The following is an 18,865-nucleotide window of genomic DNA, read 5'->3' on the forward strand; positions in this document are numbered from 1 at the left end:
GAATCAAAACATTGCAAAAGCAACAAGTTAACAAAAAGGACTTAATAAAAGTCCAGTTAAAACAATACCTATAAATCGGAAGGGTTTTTCGAATGAGATCTGATAGGCACCAACACAAGAAAAGAAAAAAGAAAGTCAGGTGGTCAGGCATTTTTCTGCTGTTATTCCTTCTGGTCGGAGCTGCAGCGCTATATTCCTATATGCAGTACCGTTCCGGCGTGAATGATTCAGAAAAGGCAGCGGAAGAAAGCAAGCAGGAGTACCATTTCAATGGCGAGAGCGACCGCAATGGCTTGACGAATATCCTGCTGATTGGCAGTGATGCAAGAGGGAAGGAAACTTCGCGCTCAGATACAATTATGATCGCCAGCTATAATCCAGATACAGAGTCTTATAAATTGACCTCAATCATGAGAGATACGTATGTGGAGATCCCGGGACACGGAAACAATAAAATCAACTCTGCCTTTGCGCTCGGCGGGCCGGAATTATTACGGCAGACAATAAAAGAGAACTTTGATGTCAGCCTTCAGTATTATTCAATCGTTGATTTTGAAGGGTTTGTCCGTCTGGTTGATGAAGCATTCCCTGAAGGTGTTGAAGTCAATGTTGAAAAGAGAATGTCCGAGGGAATTGGTGTCACACTGGAACCAGGTGTCCAGAGACTGGATGGGAAGCATTTGCTTGGCTATGTCCGATTCCGCCAGGATGCAGTCGGTGACTTTGGCCGTGTTGAACGCCAGCAAAATGTCATTAAGGAAGTCGGAAAGCAGTTCGCCAGCATCCAGACATTGCCGAAACTCCCTAAATTGGTAGGAGTCCTGACACCGTTTGTCAATACCAATATGGATACAGGTGATATCATATTTATGGGAAAAGGGCTGATTTCAAAAGACAATCGGAATATCGAAACAATGAGGATACCTGTAGAAGGTTCATTCGAAAATCAGAGGGTGAGCGGTGCAGGAGCAGTTTTGGTAATAGACTTTGAAGAGAACAGGACCGCGCTCCAGGACTTTCTAACTAAATAGAATAGGCCGTTGTTAAAAATTCCCCAATTAAAAATTAGAGGTGTACAATTATTTTTAAGAGGTAAAAGGATAAGGTAGTCAGAAGCCTATTAAGATTTCAGGTTTCTGATTGCCGAGTTGTTTGGACAAGGAGATTTCAATGGATGTAGAACTGATGAAAGAATGGTTTACAATAGAAAACATTATGGATTTGCTCAATCAATACCGCTCTTTTGGGCCGATCCCCGGCATTCTTCTGCCCTTGCTTGAGGCGTTTTTGCCGTTCCTGCCATTGTTCTTATTTGTCATGGCGAATGCGAACGCATTTGGGTTGTGGCTTGGGTTTCTCTTTTCCTGGACTGGCGCCGTTCTCGGAGCTTTGCTCGTTTTCTTGATTTTTCGCAGGTACGGCCAGGGAAGAATACTTAGGTTCTTGCAGCGCCATCCTAAAGTCCAGAAGGGGATGAATTGGATAGAACGCCATGGTTTTGGCCCGATCTTCCTGATGCTGTGCTTCCCTTTCACTCCATCTGCACTCGTCAATATTGTTGCAGGGCTTTCGAAAATCAGTATGGCCCAGTATATGCTTGCAGTGATAACTGGGAAAATGGTGATGATATTTACAATCAGTTTCGTAGGATATGATATTCGTTCATTGATTACCAATCCTGCGCGAACTGCCATCGTTCTGGCTGTAATCGCCATTCTTTGGTATATCGGCAAAAGAATTGAAGTAAAGATGAATATGAGTGTTGGAAAAGACGATAATGACTGATAGGATAACAGGTGGTGAAAGTAGTCGATGTTACAAATCATGAAAAGGGAAGGTCTTGAATGGATTAAGGCTTTTGCTCTCGGAATGATCATATTTGTCTTTATCAGGATTTTCTTTTTTTCCAATTATGTAGTTGAAGGGGAATCCATGCTTCCGACTCTGGAGGACGGGAATAAAGTCGTTGTCAATAAGCTGGGATATGAGACGGAAGATCTTGAAAGGTTTGACGTGATCGTATTCCATGCGAATGAGGAAGAAGATTATGTGAAGCGGGTCATCGGCCTGCCAGGAGAAAAAGTAGAATATCGGGAGGATATGTTATTCATCAATGGCAAAAAAGTGAATGAGCCTTTTTTGAAGCAGTACCGCGAACAATCCCCTGGAGGCTACTTTACGGGCGATTTTACCATTGAGGACTTGACCGGGGTTGAAAGAGTGCCTGAAGGAAAGTTGTTTGTACTCGGAGATAACCGCCTTGGAAGCTGGGACAGCAGGCAGATAGGCTTCATTTCGGAAGATCAGGTCGTTGGCAAGGTTAATCTTAGATATTGGCCGCTCGAAGAAATGGATGTATCGTTCTGACAATACATATAGAGAAGTGGAAGGACTCGTCAATTTTCGAGTCTTTTTTTATTTCGTCCATGTTAGACTGGAAACATTATCATGATAACAGGGCGGAGATTATATGCAGGGAACATTGCCATTGATCAAAACAAAATTGATTGTTCCTGGCTTACAGGAACAATGGATAAGGCGGGCAAAATTATCGAGGAAAATGAAAGCGGTTTCCGAAAAGCCGCTGACCATCATCCAGGCAGGCGCAGGTTATGGCAAGAGCACGGCTCTGGCATTGCATGTCAAAGATCAGAAACAGTCATGCTGCTGGTATACAATTACTTCTTCCGATGATGATATTCTTCCGTTTCTTTCCTATTTGACAGCCTCGATTCAAACCTTGTTCCCGGATTTTGGCCACGAGTTAATACCATATATGAAAAAAATGGACCGTTATATTAGGGAAGAGGAACTAGGAATGCTCTCTTCACTTTTCATCAATGAGATTCTTCAAATACCAGATCAGATTATTATCATCCTTGATGATTTCCACGCGATCGAACATTCCTATCATATCAATGTCTGGATGGAAAAACTGCTGGAGCATATGCCGGGCCACCTCCATCTTGTGATATCCACCAGGACAAAGCCAGGCTGGAAAGTACTTGCTAAGATGAGGGCGAAAAATGGATTAAATGAAATTTCGAAGGCAGATTTGATTTTCGGCAAAGAAGAAATTGAGCTGCTCCTTTCGGATCATTATCAGATGACTATTAGTGACGAACAGGTTGACCAGCTGTATCACATTACAGAAGGCTGGGTCATCGCTATTGGAATGATCGCTCAGCAGCTGCCGCATCTTCATAGCCTTGACCAGCTCCTGGCAGAGCCTGCTAAGTCGCTTGAGGATCTTTTTCAATACTTGGTTTATGAAGTGTTTTCGAAACAGCCCCCAATGATCCAGCAGTTTCTTGAACAGACAAGCATCTTTGAAGAAATAAGCACAGATGTATGTGACCATATCCTCGGTATGAACGGTTCCATCCAGATGCTGCAGCAGCTGACTGTGAAAAACCTGTTCATTCAAGAGATTGGCGAGAGCCAGTTCAGGTATCATGCACTTTTCCGCGAGTTCCTCGAGAACAGACTGATCACAAGCCAGCCTGAACAGTACAAAGTTTTAATGATGAACAGTGCCTATTATTTTGAAAAAAAAGGGCAGTGGGAAGAGGCATTATACTGCTATGAGAAAATTGGCCAATATCAGGCAGCTGCAGCGATTATGGATGAACAGGGGATGGAGCTTCTCGAAATGGGCAAGCTCGAGAATCTGCAGGAGCGGCTGGCAAGAATCCCGCTGGAAGATAAAAGCCGCTATTGTTCACTTTTATTTCTTGAAGGCGAAGTGTACCGTTACCGCTCATTGTACAAGCAAGCAGAAGCGTGTTATGAACAGGCAATCCAGACAGCTGACACAATGGGAAATGCGGAATGGAAAAGCAAGGCACTTGAAGGCAAAGCGAAAATCTATCTTGATACAATCCAGCCGCTTAAGGCTGAACGCATTTTAGCTCAGGCTATTGAGCTTCGGGAAGCGGCGATGCTTGATGCTGCCGCGGAGGAAACGGGGAGGCTCTATCGCCTTCTTGCTGAAAACCTGATCAATTCCGGGCAGGCTTTGAAGGCGGAAAAATGGATAGAACGAGCAAGGTCGATGGGTGTCCATATTGAGGATGGAAACCTGGAAGCCCGGCTATACTTGAGGACCGGCCGATTTGAAGAAACGAGAAGGATTTTAAGTTATGCTAAGAAAAATGGCCATCTGGATGAAAAGCAGCATTTACCGCAATCGCATAGGGAAACGGATTTGCTGCTGGCATTGATTGAGGCTTTTACGGGCAATGGCGTGCAGGCAAAGACATTGTCTCAATCAGGGATACAGTATGGGATTGATATCCAGGCTCCGTTTGTGGAGGCTTGTGGATGGATTCGGATGGGCCATGCAGTCCAGCTGATTGAACAATATGATCTGGCTCTGGCAGAAAAATGCTATGAAACGGCACTTGATATCATGGGGCGTCTAAGCATCGAAAGAGGGAAGGCCGAACCGCTGATGGGCCTGTGCATTCTCTATGGATCAAGGCGTGAATATGAAAGGGCAGCCGAGGCTGGAAGGAAGGCACTGCTCGAAACAGAACAGGTGAAGGATGTTTGGCTGTCAGCCCTCATTACCTTATGTCTGGCCATTGCGTCCATCTACAATGACAGGCACAAGGAGGCATCCGAGAACCTTCTCAAAGCAGAGGGACTGATCAGTCAGTGTGGCGATGAATATGGCAGGATGCTGCTTGCGTTTTGGAAGTCCTATTATTATTTCTCATTAAATGACGAGCAGGAGTTCAGAACAGCATTTTCAAGCTTTTTAAAATGGATGAAGACAGGAGGATATGAATTTTTCCTGAAAAAGCGGACGACTTTTGGTCCTCGGGATTTACAAGTTTTCGCACCGATGCTCATTCAAGCCGTAAAACACTCGATCATGCCCGGATATGCAGAGAAGCTGCTAGAGGATTTGAAAATTTCGCGCTTAAGTGCCCATCCTGGCTACACACTAAGAGTCCAAACGCTTGGTCAATTCAGGCTCTGGCTTGGAGACCGGGAAGTGGAGGACAGGGATTGGCAGAGGGGGAAAGCGAAAGAGCTTTTCCAGCTATTCTTGACGAAGAGAAGCCAGTTCCTGATGAAGGAGGACATTTTCCAGATTCTATGGCCAGTCCATGAGGAAAAGAGTGCAGACAGAGATTTTAAAGTTGCTCTGAATGCCTTGAATAATGTACTGGAGCCTGCCCGCAAGGCGAGATCCACCCCGTTTTTCATTATCAGGGAGGGAACAGGCTACGGAATTAACCCTCAGGCAGCAATTGAACTGGATTCCCGTATTTTTGAAGAATGGGCAGAAGCCGGGCTTGAAGAAAAGAACACCGAAAAATCTATGGAGGAATTAGAACGTGCCTTGAATTTATATAACGGGGATTATCTTCCTGAAAGAAGGTATGAGGACTGGTGCCTCAATGAGCGTGAACGGCTGCTTGTTTACTTTTTGCGAAGTGCGGAAAAGCTCGCTCAGCTTAATGTAAGGCGTGAAAACTATGACTCTGCCATTCATTGGTGCCAAAAAATCCTCCATAGGGACAGGACATGGGAGGAAGCCTACCGATTGCTGATGTTTTGTTATTATCGGAAGAACAATCGCCCGCAGGCAATGCGATGGTATAAAAAATGCAGTGAAGTGCTGGAGGAGGAACTGGGAGTGACTCCGCTGGAACCAACTAAGCATATGTATGAGATGATCATTGAAGGACATAATCAATAGACTTACTGGAGGAAATGGAATGGAGACCAAAAGACAGATTCACAGTTCATTAAAAGTTTTATTGGTATCAGACCTGGAAAAATCAAAGAAGTTTTACAGTGATGTATTAGGCTGTGAGGTGACAGACTGGTGGGCAATCCGTGATGGATTTTCAGGACTGGCAATAAAATTGCTGCAAGCAGGCGTTACGAAAGATGTGAGGCCAAATCCGCCGGCAACAGGTGAAAGACAAGGGTTCGACCTATATTGTTATGTTGAAGACTGGAATTCGCTTGATGAGTTATACCATGAATTCAAGGAAAAGGGGGCGCAAATGGCCATTGAGCCATGGGTTGATGAAAATAATGGCCCGTGGAAGGAGTTTGCCATCAAAGACCCTGATGGCTACTGCATTGCATTTGGCGGGACAGACGGCTTTTGAAGTGGACCTGCCGCATTCTTTTTAAAGAATTAAGCCACAGTTAAAATGCGATCAAAATAACTTTTTAGGATCAGCCACCTTGCAGGATAGGTCAATGCGAAATCCCCGATAGACTCATTGGAGTACATCAGCAGGCAATCGATTTGCTTTTTATGAAGTTTTAAATCATAGAGCAATGCGTGCGGAATCGTATAATGCTCGTTTAATTGATAAGGATTTAATTTTACAGGAGCTACACCTTCTTTATTCATTAAATCAAGCAGGGCAGCTTGCTGAATTGCAGCACTTTCATCGTGGACGTATCCATTTATATGAATCTTTTCATTGATCAAATAGATTCCCTTCATAGAAATCCCCTCCATGTTTTTAGGCAATTTAGTAAAGTTATTGCCATAAAAATAGGAGGGGATACTATTTTATTTGAGAGAAGTCCATTTTACCTATGCCGGTACTTATAAATCATCCCTGCAATGATATTTGCCGGAATGAACAAAAGATTCGATTGCAGGTTCATATGAAGGATTTCTTCATGGACAGGCATTTCCTCATACATTCTTCCCTGTGTTAAGTTTCGTTCTATCTTTACCTCTTCCATTTTTTTAATGTATCTGTACTGGAACGGCGTCATGATGATGGTGGTGATGATCCATGGCACTATGAAAAGGATAATAATAATTAAAAATACGGAACCCATCGAAGTTGTCCCCCTTTTGGTGTATCTATCTCTACGGAAAGAGCGGCTTTTTGGTTTCGCTTTAAACGGTATTTTAAAACTTCAACCATTTCAATGTAACTCATTTGTAACTGGCATTTTTTAAGATGATGTCAAAGCTTGTGGCTTTGGTAAACCATTTTTAAAGGGGGAAAGGAAATGAAAGCTGGTCAGCGGAATTTTGTTATATCTTTTATGCTCATTTTGGTCCTGTTGTTTACAAGTGCCTGCAGTGGATCGGGGACAGAGAAGTCAGGCGGTACGGAAGGAAAAGAAGGAAAAGATGAACCGAAGAACACGGAAACAATTAAGATTGGTGTGCTGGCTTCGCAAACAGGCGGACTTGAAGCATATGGGAAGCAGACACTACGCGGGTTCGAGCTAGGGCTAGAATACGCAACTGACGGAACGAATGAAGTAGCGGGCCGAAAAATCGAATTCATCGTTGAAGATACGGAAACCAAACCTGAGGTAGCAGTCCAGAAAGCGACGAAGCTGCTTGAAGAAGATGAAGTAGACTTCCTGGTCGGGTCTTCAAGCTCGGGTGACACGCTTGCAGTCCTGCCATTGGCTGAGGAATATGAAAAAATCATGATCGTCGAGCCGGCTGTAGCTGACAGCATTACTGGCTCTGAATTCAATGAATATATTTTCCGCACGGCGCGTAACTCTTCCCAGGATGCTGTTGCGGGTGCCGCTGCCATTGCCAAGGATGGTGTAAAGATCGCGACTCTGGCTCCGGATTATTCGTTTGGCCGCGATGGCGTCGCAGCGTTCAAGGAAGCAGCAGAAAAACTTGGTGCAGAAATCATCCATGAAGAATATGCAGATCCAGCTGCAACTGACTTTACTTCCAACATCCAGAAAATCATCGACCAGAAACCGGATTACTTATTTGTCGTCTGGGCCGGTGCGAATTCACCATGGAACCAGATTTCAGATATGAAGGTACAGGAAAAAGGAATCAAAATCTCAACGGGTGCTCCTGATATCGCAGCGCTGGCAACGATGGAACCTCTTGTCGGCATGGAAGGCTTCACAGTCTATTATCATGACCTTCCGCAAAATGACATCAATAAGTGGCTTGTTGACGAACATAAAAAACGCTTCAACGGTGAGCTGCCAGATCTATTTACACCAGGAGGCATGACAGCCGCGATGGCGATTGTCGAAGCATTGAAGAAAACTGAGGGTGACACGGATTCCAAGAAATTAATCGAAACCATGGAGGGAATGAGCTTTGATTCTCCAAAAGGCAAAATGACCTTCCGGGAAGAAGACCATCAGGCACTCCAGGCATTATACGCTATCAAATTGGAAAAAAAGGATGGAGTCGACTATCCAGTCCCAGTCCTGATTCGTGAGCTCTCTCCTGAAGAAACAGCTCCGCCGATAAGGAATTAACAAGAAAAGCGGAAGCGCCTTGGTCAGCCCCGACAAGCGCTGGAGGGCCTGACGGTGAAGTCGTTCTTTGACTTCATTGGCAGGACCGAAATCGAAAAGTATAGCCGACTGTCCAGAAACGCAGAAACTGGAGACTCCGACAAAGAAGCGCTTTTAGCTTCTGCCGGCGGAGTTGAAGTTTCGGAGTTTCTAGGAGGCGACACTAGACAAATCGAAAAGCGAAGGCGACTGCCCAACTCCGACATGCGTTGGAGGGCCTGACAGTGAAGTCGCTCTTTGACTTCATTGGCAGGACCGAAACGTCTCGAGGAGTTAGGAGCCGCAGCTAGACAAGCGACTCGAGCTGCTCAAAGCTAACGCTTCTCGCAAGATACTCAAGGAAGCACTCACAGGGATGAAAACTGGCTAGGCGCTGGAGCTGGACAGTTCCCGAAGTGATTTTATACTTTCTTATTTTCCAAATATCATAATGAACTTCGGTAATCCAGCCGGAGTTCATTATGCTTTTACTGAATCGAAGCGCAATTCAATCAAGGGTGGTGAAGTACATGACGGCAATTATCGAGACGAAAGACCTTAGCATTAAATTTGGCGGCCATACTGCGGTAGATTCTGTCAGCATCTCTGTGTCGCACAATCATTTCAAATCCATTATCGGTCCGAACGGTGCCGGAAAAACGACATTCTTTAACCTGTTAAGCGGGCAGCTCATGCCGACGAACGGACAGGTCATGTATAAAGGCAATGACATCACAAAGCTTTCCCCGACCAAAAGGACAAGGGCCGGAATCGGGCGGTCCTTCCAGATCACCAATGTCTTCCCAAATTTGACGGTGATGGAGAATGTCCGTCTTGCAGTCCAGTCCCATGAAGGAGTCCGCTTTCAGATGCTGAGGCATTTCCGTTCTTTTAAAAAGTTCGAAGAGCAGGCAGAAGAGTGGCTCAAGCTTGTCTTGCTTGATGGCAAGAAGGATGCGCTTGCGAGGAATCTTGCACACGGAGAGAAAAGGAAGCTGGAGATTGCGATGCTGCTGGCTTTGAATACCGAGGTGCTGCTGCTGGATGAACCGACAGCAGGCATGTCACTGGAAGAGGTTCCGGCAATCCTGGAGGTAATCAGGAAGATCAAGGAGCGCGGAGACCGGACGATTGTTTTGATTGAACACAAGATGGATATGATCATGGACCTTTCGGATTCGATCATGGTTTTGTTCAATGGTGCTCTGCTCGCCGATGGAACGCCTGAGGAAATCATGAAAAATGAAACGGTACAGTCTGCATATTTGGGAGGTTTGCATAGTGAACACGCTGCTGAAGCTTGACCAGGTTGAGACATTCATCGGCCAGTATCACATCCTTCAAGGTATCTCATTTGTAGTGCCGAAAGGGGAGGTTACGGTACTGCTGGGAAGGAATGGAGCCGGGAAAACAACGACACTGCGAACGATCATGGGATTGAATCCGGCTGCTAAAGGTTCGGTTCAATTTAAAGGAGAAGAAATCAAGAGTCTGCCGACTTTTACGATTGCAAATAAGGGAATTGGATATGTGCCCGAAGACCAGGGAATTTTTGCCGGCCTTACAGTCGAAGAGAATATCAAAGTGGCGGTAAAAAAAGAGAATGATGAAACCCGGCAGCGGTTGGACTGGATTCTGGAGCTTTTTCCTGACTTGAAAAAATTCTGGAAAAAACCGGGCGGGCTTTTGAGCGGCGGTCAGAAGCAGATGCTTTCGATCGCAAGAGCCTATGTCAATGAGAATGAACTGCTCTTGATCGATGAACCTAGCAAAGGCCTTGCTCCGATCATCGTTGAGAAAGTAATGGAGTCCATCCAGCAAATGAAGGATAAGACAACAATCATCCTTGTTGAACAAAATTTCATGATGGCCAGCAGTATTGGCGACAGCTTTTACATTATCGATGATGGAAGGACAGTTTCAAACGGCTCGATGAATCTCCTTCGTGAGGACGAAGAAATGAGACGGAAATATCTCGGCATTGCGTAGGAAAGGGGGAAGCAAGAGTGGATGTTTTGATTAACTTAAGCCTTAATGGCCTTGCCACAGGAATGCTGATCTTTCTCCTGGCAGCCGGCCTTACTTTGATTTTTGGCTTGATGGATGTGCTTAATTTTGCCCATGGCGGATTGTTTGCCTGGGGTGCATACAGCGGCATTTGGATATATTCATCAACAGGAAGCTTTTTTGCCGGGATCATCGGTGCGGTCCTTACCGGCATGATTCTGGGGATTATAACCGAGCGCTGGATCATTAAACCTGTTTATGGCAACCATGTGCAGCAAATATTGATTACGCTTGGTTTAATGCTTGTCTTATCCGAAATGTTAAAAGTGGTTTGGGGGCCTAACCAGATTTCAGCAGTAACCCCTGATTACCTTTCTGGCAGCTGGGAGTTTGGCGGAATCATCATCATCAAATACCGCGTATTCATCATTGCTGTAGGATTTGCGGTATTCCTTGCCGTTCAATATCTGTTAAAAAAGACAAAAATCGGCCTTGTCGTTCGTGCAGGTGTGATGAACAAGGAAATGGTTCAATCACTGGGCGTCAACATCCAGAGAGTTTTCATGTTCGTGTTCATGATTGGGGCCGGCATGGCTGCTCTTGGCGGAATGCTTTTAGGGCCATATTCTGGCGTGATTTATGCAGATATGGGCATGGAGTTTGCGATCCTTGCATTCATCGTAGTGGTCATCGGCGGAATGGGCAGCTTTTCAGGCTCGGTAATGGCGGCAATTTTAGTTGGCCTGTCAGGTTCATTCATGGCCTATTATGTTCCAGACCTCGCACTTGCTGCGAACATGTTGCTGATGGCAGTTGTGCTGATCTTCAGGCCGCAGGGCTTATTCGGGGCAAAGGGGTGATGAGACAATGACAAAAATGTTTTCTAATCGCTTGAACATCTTCTATTTGCTTGTCGCTGGCTTCCTGGCAGTGCTCCCATTTGTCTACGATTCAAGAAGCATGCTCATCCTTCTCTCCCAGGTGTTTATTTTTGCCGTATTGGCGATGAGCTATGACATCCTGCTCGGATACACCGGCATCGTCTCGTTCGGCCATGCAATGTTCTTTGGAATCGGTGCGTATACAGTTGGTGTTTTTATGAAAAGGTTTGAACCGGAAACAAGCTACTTTCTGCTCGCTGTCCTGGTCACGATTTTGCTGACTGCTGTGGTCAGTTATTTCGTCGGGCTGCTGACACTGCGGCTGAAAAGCCATTTTTACGCGATGCTGACGATGGCGTTCGCCGGATTGTTTTTAGTGCTAGCTGAAAAATGGCGGACTGTCACATATGGGAATGATGGCTTCACGTTCAGGGTTCCGGACTTCCTGAAGGACCGGACGGACTTTTACCTGATTTGCCTTGCTTCGATGGTCATTGTCTTTATTTTGTTAAAAAGGTTCACCAACTCACCGCTTGGAAGAGTCCTTCAGGCGATTCGGGAAAATGAACAGCGGACAGAATCGCTCGGTTACAGCGTTCTGCAATATAAAGTCATTGCCAGTGTCGTGTCTGGAGTTATCGCAGGAATTGCGGGAATTTTATATGCTGTTTCCTTAAGATTTGTTAACACGAGTGTTTTTACAATGGATATCACGCTTGATGCCTTGCTGATGACGATCATTGGCGGAGTCGGCACGCTTGTCGGGGCAATCATCGGCGCGGGAATCATCGAATTTTCCCATCACTGGCTGACAGAGCTGGCGAAGGTACACTGGATATTCGAAAGATGGATCATCTTTTTCGGCATTATTTATATCCTTGCTGTCATGTTCTTTCCCCAGGGGATTGTCGGTTCCTTGCAGAAACTGAAATTCAGGAAGAAAAAGAAAGCCGCGGTTCCGGTGGACTCAGAGACTATTAGCCAGGGAGATACGTGATGGAGACAAAGCAAGTCACTTCATTCGTCCTCCGCTTCCAGCTCACGGACATCGAAATGGACAGCGGCAGAAAATACTGGCGGGTCAAGGTAACCCATGTCCAGGAAGAAAAAGAAGCCGTGTTTGATTCCTTGGAGTCGGCCATGAGGTTTATTAAGGAAATTGTTGGTGAATCATAGACAGGTTTTTAGAGGGGGGATGAAGATGCAGATTGGCATTGTCAGTACGGGAGTCTATCTCCCCGAAACCTATGTCACCGGAGCAGAAATTGCCAGGTTGGCAGGAATTCCCGAACAAGTTGTGGAAGAAAAAATGGGAATCAGGAAAAAGCCGGTGCCCGGTCCCGAAGACCATACATGTGAGATGGGAATCAAGGCTGCGAAAAGGGCATTGGAAAAAGCGACCCTGGACCCGCTGGACATCGACCTTGTTATCTATATCGGTGAGGAATACAAGGAGTATCCATTATGGACAGCAGGTATCAAGCTGCAGGAGGAAATCGGTGCGAGGAATGCCTGGGCCTTCGATACCGCGTTAAGATGCGGAACAACTGTGATGGCCCTGAAGCTGGCAAAAGGGATGATGCTCTCTGATCCGTCCATCAATACCGTTCTCCTTGCGGGCGGCTATCGCAATGGCGATTTCATAGATTACCAGAATCCGAGAACAAGGTTCATGTACAATCTCGGGGCAGGCGGCGGTGCGATTATCCTGCAAAAGGGCCATGGGAAGAACGTGCTGCTGGAAACAGAAATGATTACGGATGGATCTTTTTCAGAGGATGTCGTCGTCGTTGCCGGCGGAACAAAAAATCCGATATCTGCGGAGACTCTTGAGCGAGGCCAGTACCAGCTTGATGTCCTCGATCCGAAGGGAATGAAGGAGCGGCTCGAGCAAAAGTCGATGGCCAATTTTTTAAAGGTCATCCGGCGGTCCGTGGAGAAAAGCGGATTTTCCGAAAAGGACATTTCCTACATCGGAATGCTTCACATGAAGAGGTCTGCACATGATTATGTATTGGGGAAGCTGGGTTTATCGGAAACAAACTCCATCTACCTCGAAGACTATGGGCACATCGGACAGATTGACCAGATCCTGTCTCTGGAATTGGCAGAAAAGGCAGGAAAGTTAAAGGACGGAGACGTTGCCGTTCTAGTCAGTGCCGGGATCGGCTATGCCTGGGGAGCAACGACTATTGTTTGGGGAAAGGGTGTGCTGTAATGGAAAAAACGGCAGTAGAGGTGAAGAAGGTTAAATTGCGTAATGGGGAAACAATCGCGTATAGGGAGCGGGATGGCGGAACCAAAAATGTGTTATTGATCCATGGTAACATGACATCGTCCAAGCATTGGGACTTACTGATTGACGCAATTGACCCTGAATATAAGATTTTTGCGGTGGACCTTCGGGGATTCGGTGAGTCCAGCTATCATAAGCCAATCATGTCGATCAAGGATTTTTCTGATGATGTAAAAATGTTTGTCGATGAAATTGGGTTGAAAGATTTTGCACTGGTCGGCTGGTCGACGGGAGGAGCGGTAGGCATGCAGTTCGCCGCTGATTATCCGGGATATTGCGGGAAACTTGTGCTGCTCGCGTCTGCATCTACTAGAGGGTATCCGTTCTTCGGAACGAGTGCGGAGGGTCTGCCGGATGTTAACAACCGGCTGGTTACTTATGAAGATGTTAAAGCGGATGCTGGTAAAACGATTGCCGTCCAGACGGCCTATGACCAGCAGAATAGAGGGTTTTTAAAGGCAATGTGGAATATGTTGATTTATACCGATCGTCAGCCGGAGGAACGGCATTATGACGAATATGTTGAAGATATGCTGACACAGCGAAATTTGGCGGAAGTCTACCATTCTCTAAATACGTTTAATATTAGTTCCGTAAATAATGGCTTGAATGATGGAACAGATCAGGTGAAAGAAATCGAGATTCCTGTGCTTGTGCTCCGAGGTGACCGGGATCTTGTTGTTACTGAGAGGATGACCGAAGAAATCGTCGAGGATTTTGCAGGCCGCGCAAGGTTTGTAGAATTGAAGGATTGCGGCCACTCGCCATTAGTAGATGACCTGAATCAGCTACTGCAGCATATCGAAGGATTCTTAGCAGAGTAGGAAGGTGTTTTTATGAGATTGAAAGATAAAGTAGCGATTATTACAGGTGCAGCGAACGGAATCGGGCTTGCTGCAGCAAAGACTTTTGCCCGTGAAGGCGCAAGGGTAGCCATGGCTGACTTTGATGAAGCAACTGGTTCCCAGCGCGCAGCAGATCTTTCAGGAGAAGGATATGACGCTGCTTTTTTTCAGGTGAACGTCGCCGACAGGTCCAGTGTTGAAACGTTGGTCCAAAACGTTCTTGGCCATTTTGGTAAAATTGATATTTTAATAAATAATGCAGGCATCACAAGGGATGGGATGCTTCACAAGCTTGCGGCTGAGGACTTTCAAAAAGTCGTTGATGTCAACCTGACTGGCGTATTCAATTGCGCACAGGCAGTTGTGCCGGCGATGGTCCAGCAAGGATCAGGAAGAATCATCAATACATCTTCCGTTTCCGGGATATACGGCAATGTAGGCCAGACAAACTACGCAGCGACCAAAGCGGGAGTCGTCGGGATGACGAAAACATGGGCAAAGGAACTCGGCCGCAAAGGCATCAATGTTAATGCCGTCGCACCTGGATTCATTGAAACGGGAATGACCGCCGCAGTGCCGGACAAAGTGATTGAACAAATGAAGATGCTCGTTCCGCTTGGCAGGCTCGGTTTGCCAGAGGACATTGCCAACGCCTATCTGTTCCTCGCCTCAGAAGAGTCCAAATATGTGAACGGCACCACCCTCCATGTAGATGGCGGGATCATGATGTAAAAACAAAAAGCGCAAGGGCTAGGCGCTGGAGCTGGATTACGATGAAAAGCGCACTTGCTGCGCTTTTTTATTTTGGGTTGGTGTGAAGAAGGGATTTCTATTTGGAGAGTAAATTCTTCAACCGGGAATAAAACTGCTTCAACCGGGAATAAATCTCTTCCAACCGGAAATAAAACTGCTCCAACCGGGAATAAATCTCTATCAACCGGGATTCCTATGCTGCAACCGTTAATAAAACCATCCCAACCGTCTATAAATACGGCCCAACCGTCTATAAAACTTCGCTAACCGTTAAAAAAATCGGCACAACCGTTTAAATAAATCTTCAAACCGTGAAAAAGCCCCCCAACTGGTATTAAAACTAACTGTTCCCACTGCGGTTTTCAGCCAAATGCACCCTAAAAAACCAAATACGCATTGCTTAATCACCCTTTTTCAGTCCCCCGATAATCACTTTAGGGATTAACTCCCCACCAAAAGTGGTAAATGGTATTAAAAAAGGATGAGGTGCTGTACATGGAAGAAACAAAGCAGAAATACTACTTTAATATAGAAAGCGGCGAGGTGCTGGATACGCCGGCAGAGCCGGAGGGCCATTTATTCACGTTGATCGCGACAGGAGAAGAAATTAAGGATCTGCGCGAATACCTGGAGATAAACTATAAAGCAGATTGGGCAACATACGGAAATTCCCATCTGCATCCATTTAAGGACCCGGACCGTGAACATGCTGAATATGACTTTGCGATGAAGGAAATTTATGCGATGGTCTACAAATTGGGGGATGCTGAAGCCAGGACCCATGTAAAAAGCATGGGGATATTTACAGAGGATGAGTTGAGAGGACTATAAACTTATGACACCATGGCAGATGCTGTGGTGTTTTTTTGTTATTGTAACCACTCTGTAACTCCCATCGCCTAAAATGAATCCATCAAGACGAGAGAAGGAGAGATTGCGGTGAGGTGGGAGCTCGACTGGCTTGAATCTAGAGCGGGATTGACACCGGTTGCAGCTGCGATTGCCGATGCAGGGACAGATCAGGAATGGTCTTTTAGGGAAGTCAATGATCGGGCTAAAGCAATCGCAGCATGGCTGGGTGAAAAGGGTGTCAAAAAAGGCGACAGGGTTGCGCTGCTTGCGCCGAACGGAATAAGCTACTTTGATTTGCTGTTTGCCTGCGGAAAGATCGGCGCCATTTTTGTGCCGCTGAACTGGAGGCTATCCCTTGATGAGCTGGCATATATCATAAAAGACTGTGAGCCCAGGCTGCTCGGGTTTCATTCCAATTTTACAAAGGTAGTGACGATGATTTGGGACCAGGAGGATCGTTGTATTCAAATCAATGGTTCACGATACGATCAGCTGTTTGAAGCAAAACTTAGACAGTTGGATACTGCAGAAACAAATGTGGAGGAGGAAGACCCTCTGGCGATGATTTATACAGGTGGAACCACTGGAAAGCCGAAAGGAGCGGTTTTGTCACATCGGGCAATCGTCTGGAACAGCCTTTCCACAATCGCCAGCTGGAATCTGACGAACGAGGATACGACGGTAACGTATTTGCCATTATTCCATACAGGCGGTTTGAACGCTCTTTCAATCCCTATCCTGATGGCAGGAGGAAAGGTCGTACTGGCAAACGATTTTACCCCTGAAAAGGCAATTGAAAATCTTATAAGGTATAAATCCAGTATTGTGCTTTTGGTGCCGACAATGCACCATATGCTTGTAAAATCGGATCTCTTCCAGAAGGCGGAATTCAAGGATCTTAAGCTTTTTTTATCAGGGGGTGCGCCGTGCCCGTTCGAAATCTATGAAGCTTACAAACAGAAAGGCCTCAGCTTCAAGGAGGGCTATGGACTGACAGAGGCTGGCCCTAATAATTTTTACATAGATCCTTCAGAGGCAGATGTAAAAAGGGGCTCGGTAGGTAAGCCAATGCTATTCCATCGTATCAGGATTCTGGATGAAGACGGACAAGAGGTCGGAGCAGGTGAGGTCGGTGAACTTGCGATTCAGGGGAATCATGTCTTTTCTTTTTACTGGAAAAATAAAAACGCGTCTAAAGACACATTGAAGGACGGCTGGCTCTACACAGGCGACCTGGCTAAGAGAGATAAGGATGGTTATTACTATATTGTCGGCAGGAAAAAAGAGATGATCATCACGGGCGGTGAAAATGTGTATCCGCTTGAGATTGAGCACTGGCTCTGTTCTCACCCTTCTATCCGTGAGGCTGCGGTGGTCGGAATGCCGGATGAAAAATGGGGAGAAGTCGTGACTGCATTCATTGTTCTTGAAGAGGGAGCCGCTTTGGGAGAGCAGGAAGCCAAAGTGCATTGCAGGCAGAAGCTTGGCGGCTATAAAGTGCCGAAAGTAATCCATACCATTGGCCAGATGCCGAAGACGCATGTCGGGAAAATCGATAAGAAACTGTTGAAAGAAATGGCGGGTAAAAATAGTGTGTCGAAAGTTGAAAAATGGGATTTAGGAATATATCGGGATTTTAAGGAATAATAAGCGATGATTCAGGAATATATCAAGATTTTAAGGAATAAGACCGATGATTCAGGAATATACCAAGATTTTAAGGAATAAAGCCAAAGTTCAGGACAAAGTTTTCTTCCCGGATTTTCAAAATGCAATCTAAGAAACATGAAAAAGGCATTTCAGCCAGCTTTTGCTGTCTGGAATGCCTTTTTTTGAATCAAAATACAAAGGACAATATTAAAAGTGAATAGTGAAGAGAGAAGAATCATGACCCCGCTGAATGGCAGCAGTGCTGCAACCGGCGGGGCGAGACTGGCCCCAGTCAGAAGGATGAATGAATAGAGAGACAGTGCTTTTGCCCGCTGTTTGCTGCCATAAAAGCCAATCAAGGTAATGACGGTCGGGATGACGAGTGAAATCGAAGAAACGAACAAAATGGAAAAGACAATCAAAGCAACGGTGGAATGGAAGAAAAGCAGCATAAAAGCGCTTGTTGACCCGATGGCCAAGCCGAACATCAAAGTTCGCAACTCTCCCCAGCGATCAATCAGTTTCCCTGTGAAAAGGGAAAGAGAAGCCCCAATCAATCCAACCAGCCGGATCATCAGCAGGTCTGATGCAGGTCCGTCAAAAAAACGTCCAATACTATCATAGAAGGCGATAATCGCGAACAACAGCGAGAACGTAATCACATAGCATTTCATCAGGCGCGGCTCATTTAGCAATTGAAAAAATATCTTCAATAAAGGCTTTCTTTCTGTCGCGGGCGGTGGTGATTCTTTCAGCAGGAAAAAAGCGACAGCAAATAGAATGAAATAAAGTGCTGAGAAGAAAAAGAAGACGCTATTCCAGGATAAAACATCAGAGAAAAATGCGCTGGCAACCTGCCCAAAAATCCCCGCGATTAAAAATCCTGTGTTGATCAGCACGACCAGGATTGTCCTCTGTCTAAAATTAAATACATCATAGGAGTAGGCGAAAGCAACTGAAGCAAAAGTAGCAAGGGTGATTCCCTGCAGCGATCGGGCAATCCACAAACTAAGGGATCCGACCGAGAAGCCGACTGCCAGTGTCGTTAATGCAGAGGCCAGTAGCCCGAACACAAGGATTTTCCTTCTGCCTGTGAAATCGGAAACTGGCCCGAATGACAGCAGACCGCATGCATAGAAAAAAGTAAACAGCCCTCCTGCGAGAACAACGTGGGATTCGGCGATTGAAAGGTCATCCGCAAGAACCGAATAGATTGGAATCAATGTATAAATATTGCTTGCGACCATAATGGCGCAGAGTGTAAGAAGGATGGAAGCCTTCTGGAAAAAAGACATGGATTTCATGTATATCAC

20 protein-coding genes are annotated in these 18,865 nt (G+C 45.8%); 17 read left to right on the forward strand and 3 right to left on the reverse strand.

Annotation, left to right across the window (positions count from 1 at the left end; genetic code table 11):
* Window positions 1-92: 92 nt before the first annotated feature.
* The 5 genes from FOF60_RS06120 to FOF60_RS06140 all read left to right on the forward strand — a co-directional run bounded on the left by FOF60_RS06120 (window position 93) and on the right by FOF60_RS06140 (window position 6,134).
* A complete protein-coding gene (locus FOF60_RS06120; RefSeq protein ID WP_192473702.1) occupies window positions 93-1,031 on the forward strand; it encodes an LCP family protein in 939 nt (312 codons plus the stop codon).
* Between the two features lie 139 nt (window positions 1,032-1,170).
* Window positions 1,171-1,785, forward strand: a complete 615-nt coding sequence (locus tag FOF60_RS06125) for a TVP38/TMEM64 family protein (protein ID WP_192473701.1) — start codon at window positions 1,171-1,173, stop codon at window positions 1,783-1,785.
* Between the two features lie 27 nt (window positions 1,786-1,812).
* A complete protein-coding gene (gene lepB, locus FOF60_RS06130) occupies window positions 1,813-2,367 on the forward strand; it encodes a signal peptidase I (RefSeq protein WP_192473700.1) in 555 nt (184 codons plus the stop codon).
* Window positions 2,368-2,470: 103 nt separating this feature from the next.
* Window positions 2,471-5,713 carry an AfsR/SARP family transcriptional regulator gene (locus FOF60_RS06135; RefSeq protein ID WP_192473699.1) on the forward strand — a complete coding sequence of 1,081 codons (3,243 nt, stop codon included), beginning with the start codon at window positions 2,471-2,473 and terminating at the stop codon, window positions 5,711-5,713.
* A 19-nt stretch (window positions 5,714-5,732) separates the two neighbouring features.
* Window positions 5,733-6,134 carry a VOC family protein gene (locus FOF60_RS06140; protein WP_192473698.1) on the forward strand — a complete coding sequence of 134 codons (402 nt, stop codon included), beginning with the start codon at window positions 5,733-5,735 and terminating at the stop codon, window positions 6,132-6,134.
* A gap of 29 nt (window positions 6,135-6,163) precedes the next feature.
* Here the strand turns inward: FOF60_RS06140 and FOF60_RS06145 are convergent, their stop codons facing one another.
* Together FOF60_RS06145 and FOF60_RS06150 are read right to left on the reverse strand one after the other, a co-directional pair.
* The gene (locus tag FOF60_RS06145) at window positions 6,164-6,481 is read right to left on the reverse strand and encodes a hypothetical protein (RefSeq protein ID WP_192473697.1); all 318 of its coding nucleotides are present in this window, start codon (window positions 6,479-6,481) and stop codon (window positions 6,164-6,166) included.
* Between the two features lie 89 nt (window positions 6,482-6,570).
* Window positions 6,571-6,828, reverse strand: coding sequence for a DUF3949 domain-containing protein (locus FOF60_RS06150; RefSeq protein ID WP_192473696.1), 258 nt, complete (start codon window positions 6,826-6,828; stop codon window positions 6,571-6,573).
* A gap of 213 nt (window positions 6,829-7,041) precedes the next feature.
* Here FOF60_RS06150 and FOF60_RS06155 point away from each other — a divergent pair, with 213 nt between their 5' ends.
* The 12 genes from FOF60_RS06155 to FOF60_RS06210 all read left to right on the forward strand — a co-directional run bounded on the left by FOF60_RS06155 (window position 7,042) and on the right by FOF60_RS06210 (window position 17,549).
* Entirely contained in the window at window positions 7,042-8,250 is a 1,209-nt protein-coding gene (locus tag FOF60_RS06155; RefSeq protein WP_413632889.1) for a substrate-binding domain-containing protein, read from the forward strand.
* A 54-nt stretch (window positions 8,251-8,304) separates the two neighbouring features.
* Window positions 8,305-8,511: a hypothetical protein gene (locus FOF60_RS06160; RefSeq protein WP_264647650.1), complete on the forward strand. Its 207-nt coding sequence runs from the start codon at window positions 8,305-8,307 to the stop codon at window positions 8,509-8,511.
* A gap of 287 nt (window positions 8,512-8,798) precedes the next feature.
* Entirely contained in the window at window positions 8,799-9,572 is a 774-nt protein-coding gene (locus FOF60_RS06165) for an ABC transporter ATP-binding protein (RefSeq protein WP_192473098.1), read from the forward strand.
* Complete coding sequence (locus FOF60_RS06170; protein ID WP_192473096.1) at window positions 9,550-10,257, forward strand: ABC transporter ATP-binding protein; 708 nt, start codon at window positions 9,550-9,552, stop codon at window positions 10,255-10,257. The genes FOF60_RS06165 and FOF60_RS06170 overlap by 23 nt, the downstream gene beginning before the upstream one ends.
* Window positions 10,258-10,274: 17 nt before the next feature.
* Window positions 10,275-11,135 carry a branched-chain amino acid ABC transporter permease gene (locus FOF60_RS06175; protein WP_192473094.1) on the forward strand — a complete coding sequence of 287 codons (861 nt, stop codon included), beginning with the start codon at window positions 10,275-10,277 and terminating at the stop codon, window positions 11,133-11,135.
* Window positions 11,136-11,142: 7 nt separating this feature from the next.
* Entirely contained in the window at window positions 11,143-12,153 is a 1,011-nt protein-coding gene (locus FOF60_RS06180) for a branched-chain amino acid ABC transporter permease (RefSeq protein WP_413632812.1), read from the forward strand.
* Window positions 12,153-12,332 carry a hypothetical protein gene (locus FOF60_RS06185; RefSeq protein ID WP_192473093.1) on the forward strand — a complete coding sequence of 60 codons (180 nt, stop codon included), beginning with the start codon at window positions 12,153-12,155 and terminating at the stop codon, window positions 12,330-12,332. Before FOF60_RS06180 ends, FOF60_RS06185 begins: the two co-directional genes overlap by 1 nt.
* Window positions 12,333-12,357: 25 nt before the next feature.
* Window positions 12,358-13,374, forward strand: a complete 1,017-nt coding sequence (locus FOF60_RS06190) for a 3-oxoacyl-ACP synthase (RefSeq protein WP_192473091.1) — start codon at window positions 12,358-12,360, stop codon at window positions 13,372-13,374.
* Window positions 13,374-14,276: an intracellular short-chain-length polyhydroxyalkanoate depolymerase gene (locus FOF60_RS06195; protein WP_192473089.1), complete on the forward strand. Its 903-nt coding sequence runs from the start codon at window positions 13,374-13,376 to the stop codon at window positions 14,274-14,276. The genes FOF60_RS06190 and FOF60_RS06195 overlap by 1 nt, the downstream gene beginning before the upstream one ends.
* Window positions 14,277-14,288: 12 nt before the next feature.
* Complete coding sequence (gene fabG / locus FOF60_RS06200) at window positions 14,289-15,029, forward strand: 3-oxoacyl-ACP reductase FabG (RefSeq protein ID WP_192473087.1); 741 nt, start codon at window positions 14,289-14,291, stop codon at window positions 15,027-15,029.
* A 516-nt stretch (window positions 15,030-15,545) separates the two neighbouring features.
* Window positions 15,546-15,881 carry a hydrolase gene (locus tag FOF60_RS06205; RefSeq protein ID WP_192473085.1) on the forward strand — a complete coding sequence of 112 codons (336 nt, stop codon included), beginning with the start codon at window positions 15,546-15,548 and terminating at the stop codon, window positions 15,879-15,881.
* A 108-nt stretch (window positions 15,882-15,989) separates the two neighbouring features.
* The gene (locus FOF60_RS06210; RefSeq protein ID WP_192473084.1) at window positions 15,990-17,549 is read left to right on the forward strand and encodes a class I adenylate-forming enzyme family protein; all 1,560 of its coding nucleotides are present in this window, start codon (window positions 15,990-15,992) and stop codon (window positions 17,547-17,549) included.
* A 152-nt stretch (window positions 17,550-17,701) separates the two neighbouring features.
* On the opposite strand, the gene FOF60_RS06215 is transcribed toward FOF60_RS06210, so the two are convergent.
* Entirely contained in the window at window positions 17,702-18,856 is a 1,155-nt protein-coding gene (locus FOF60_RS06215; RefSeq protein ID WP_225650375.1) for an MFS transporter, read from the reverse strand.
* Window positions 18,857-18,865 lie beyond the last annotated feature (9 nt).

The organism is Mesobacillus jeotgali (assembly GCF_014856545.2).
GTDB lineage: Bacteria > Bacillota > Bacilli > Bacillales > Cytobacillaceae > Mesobacillus.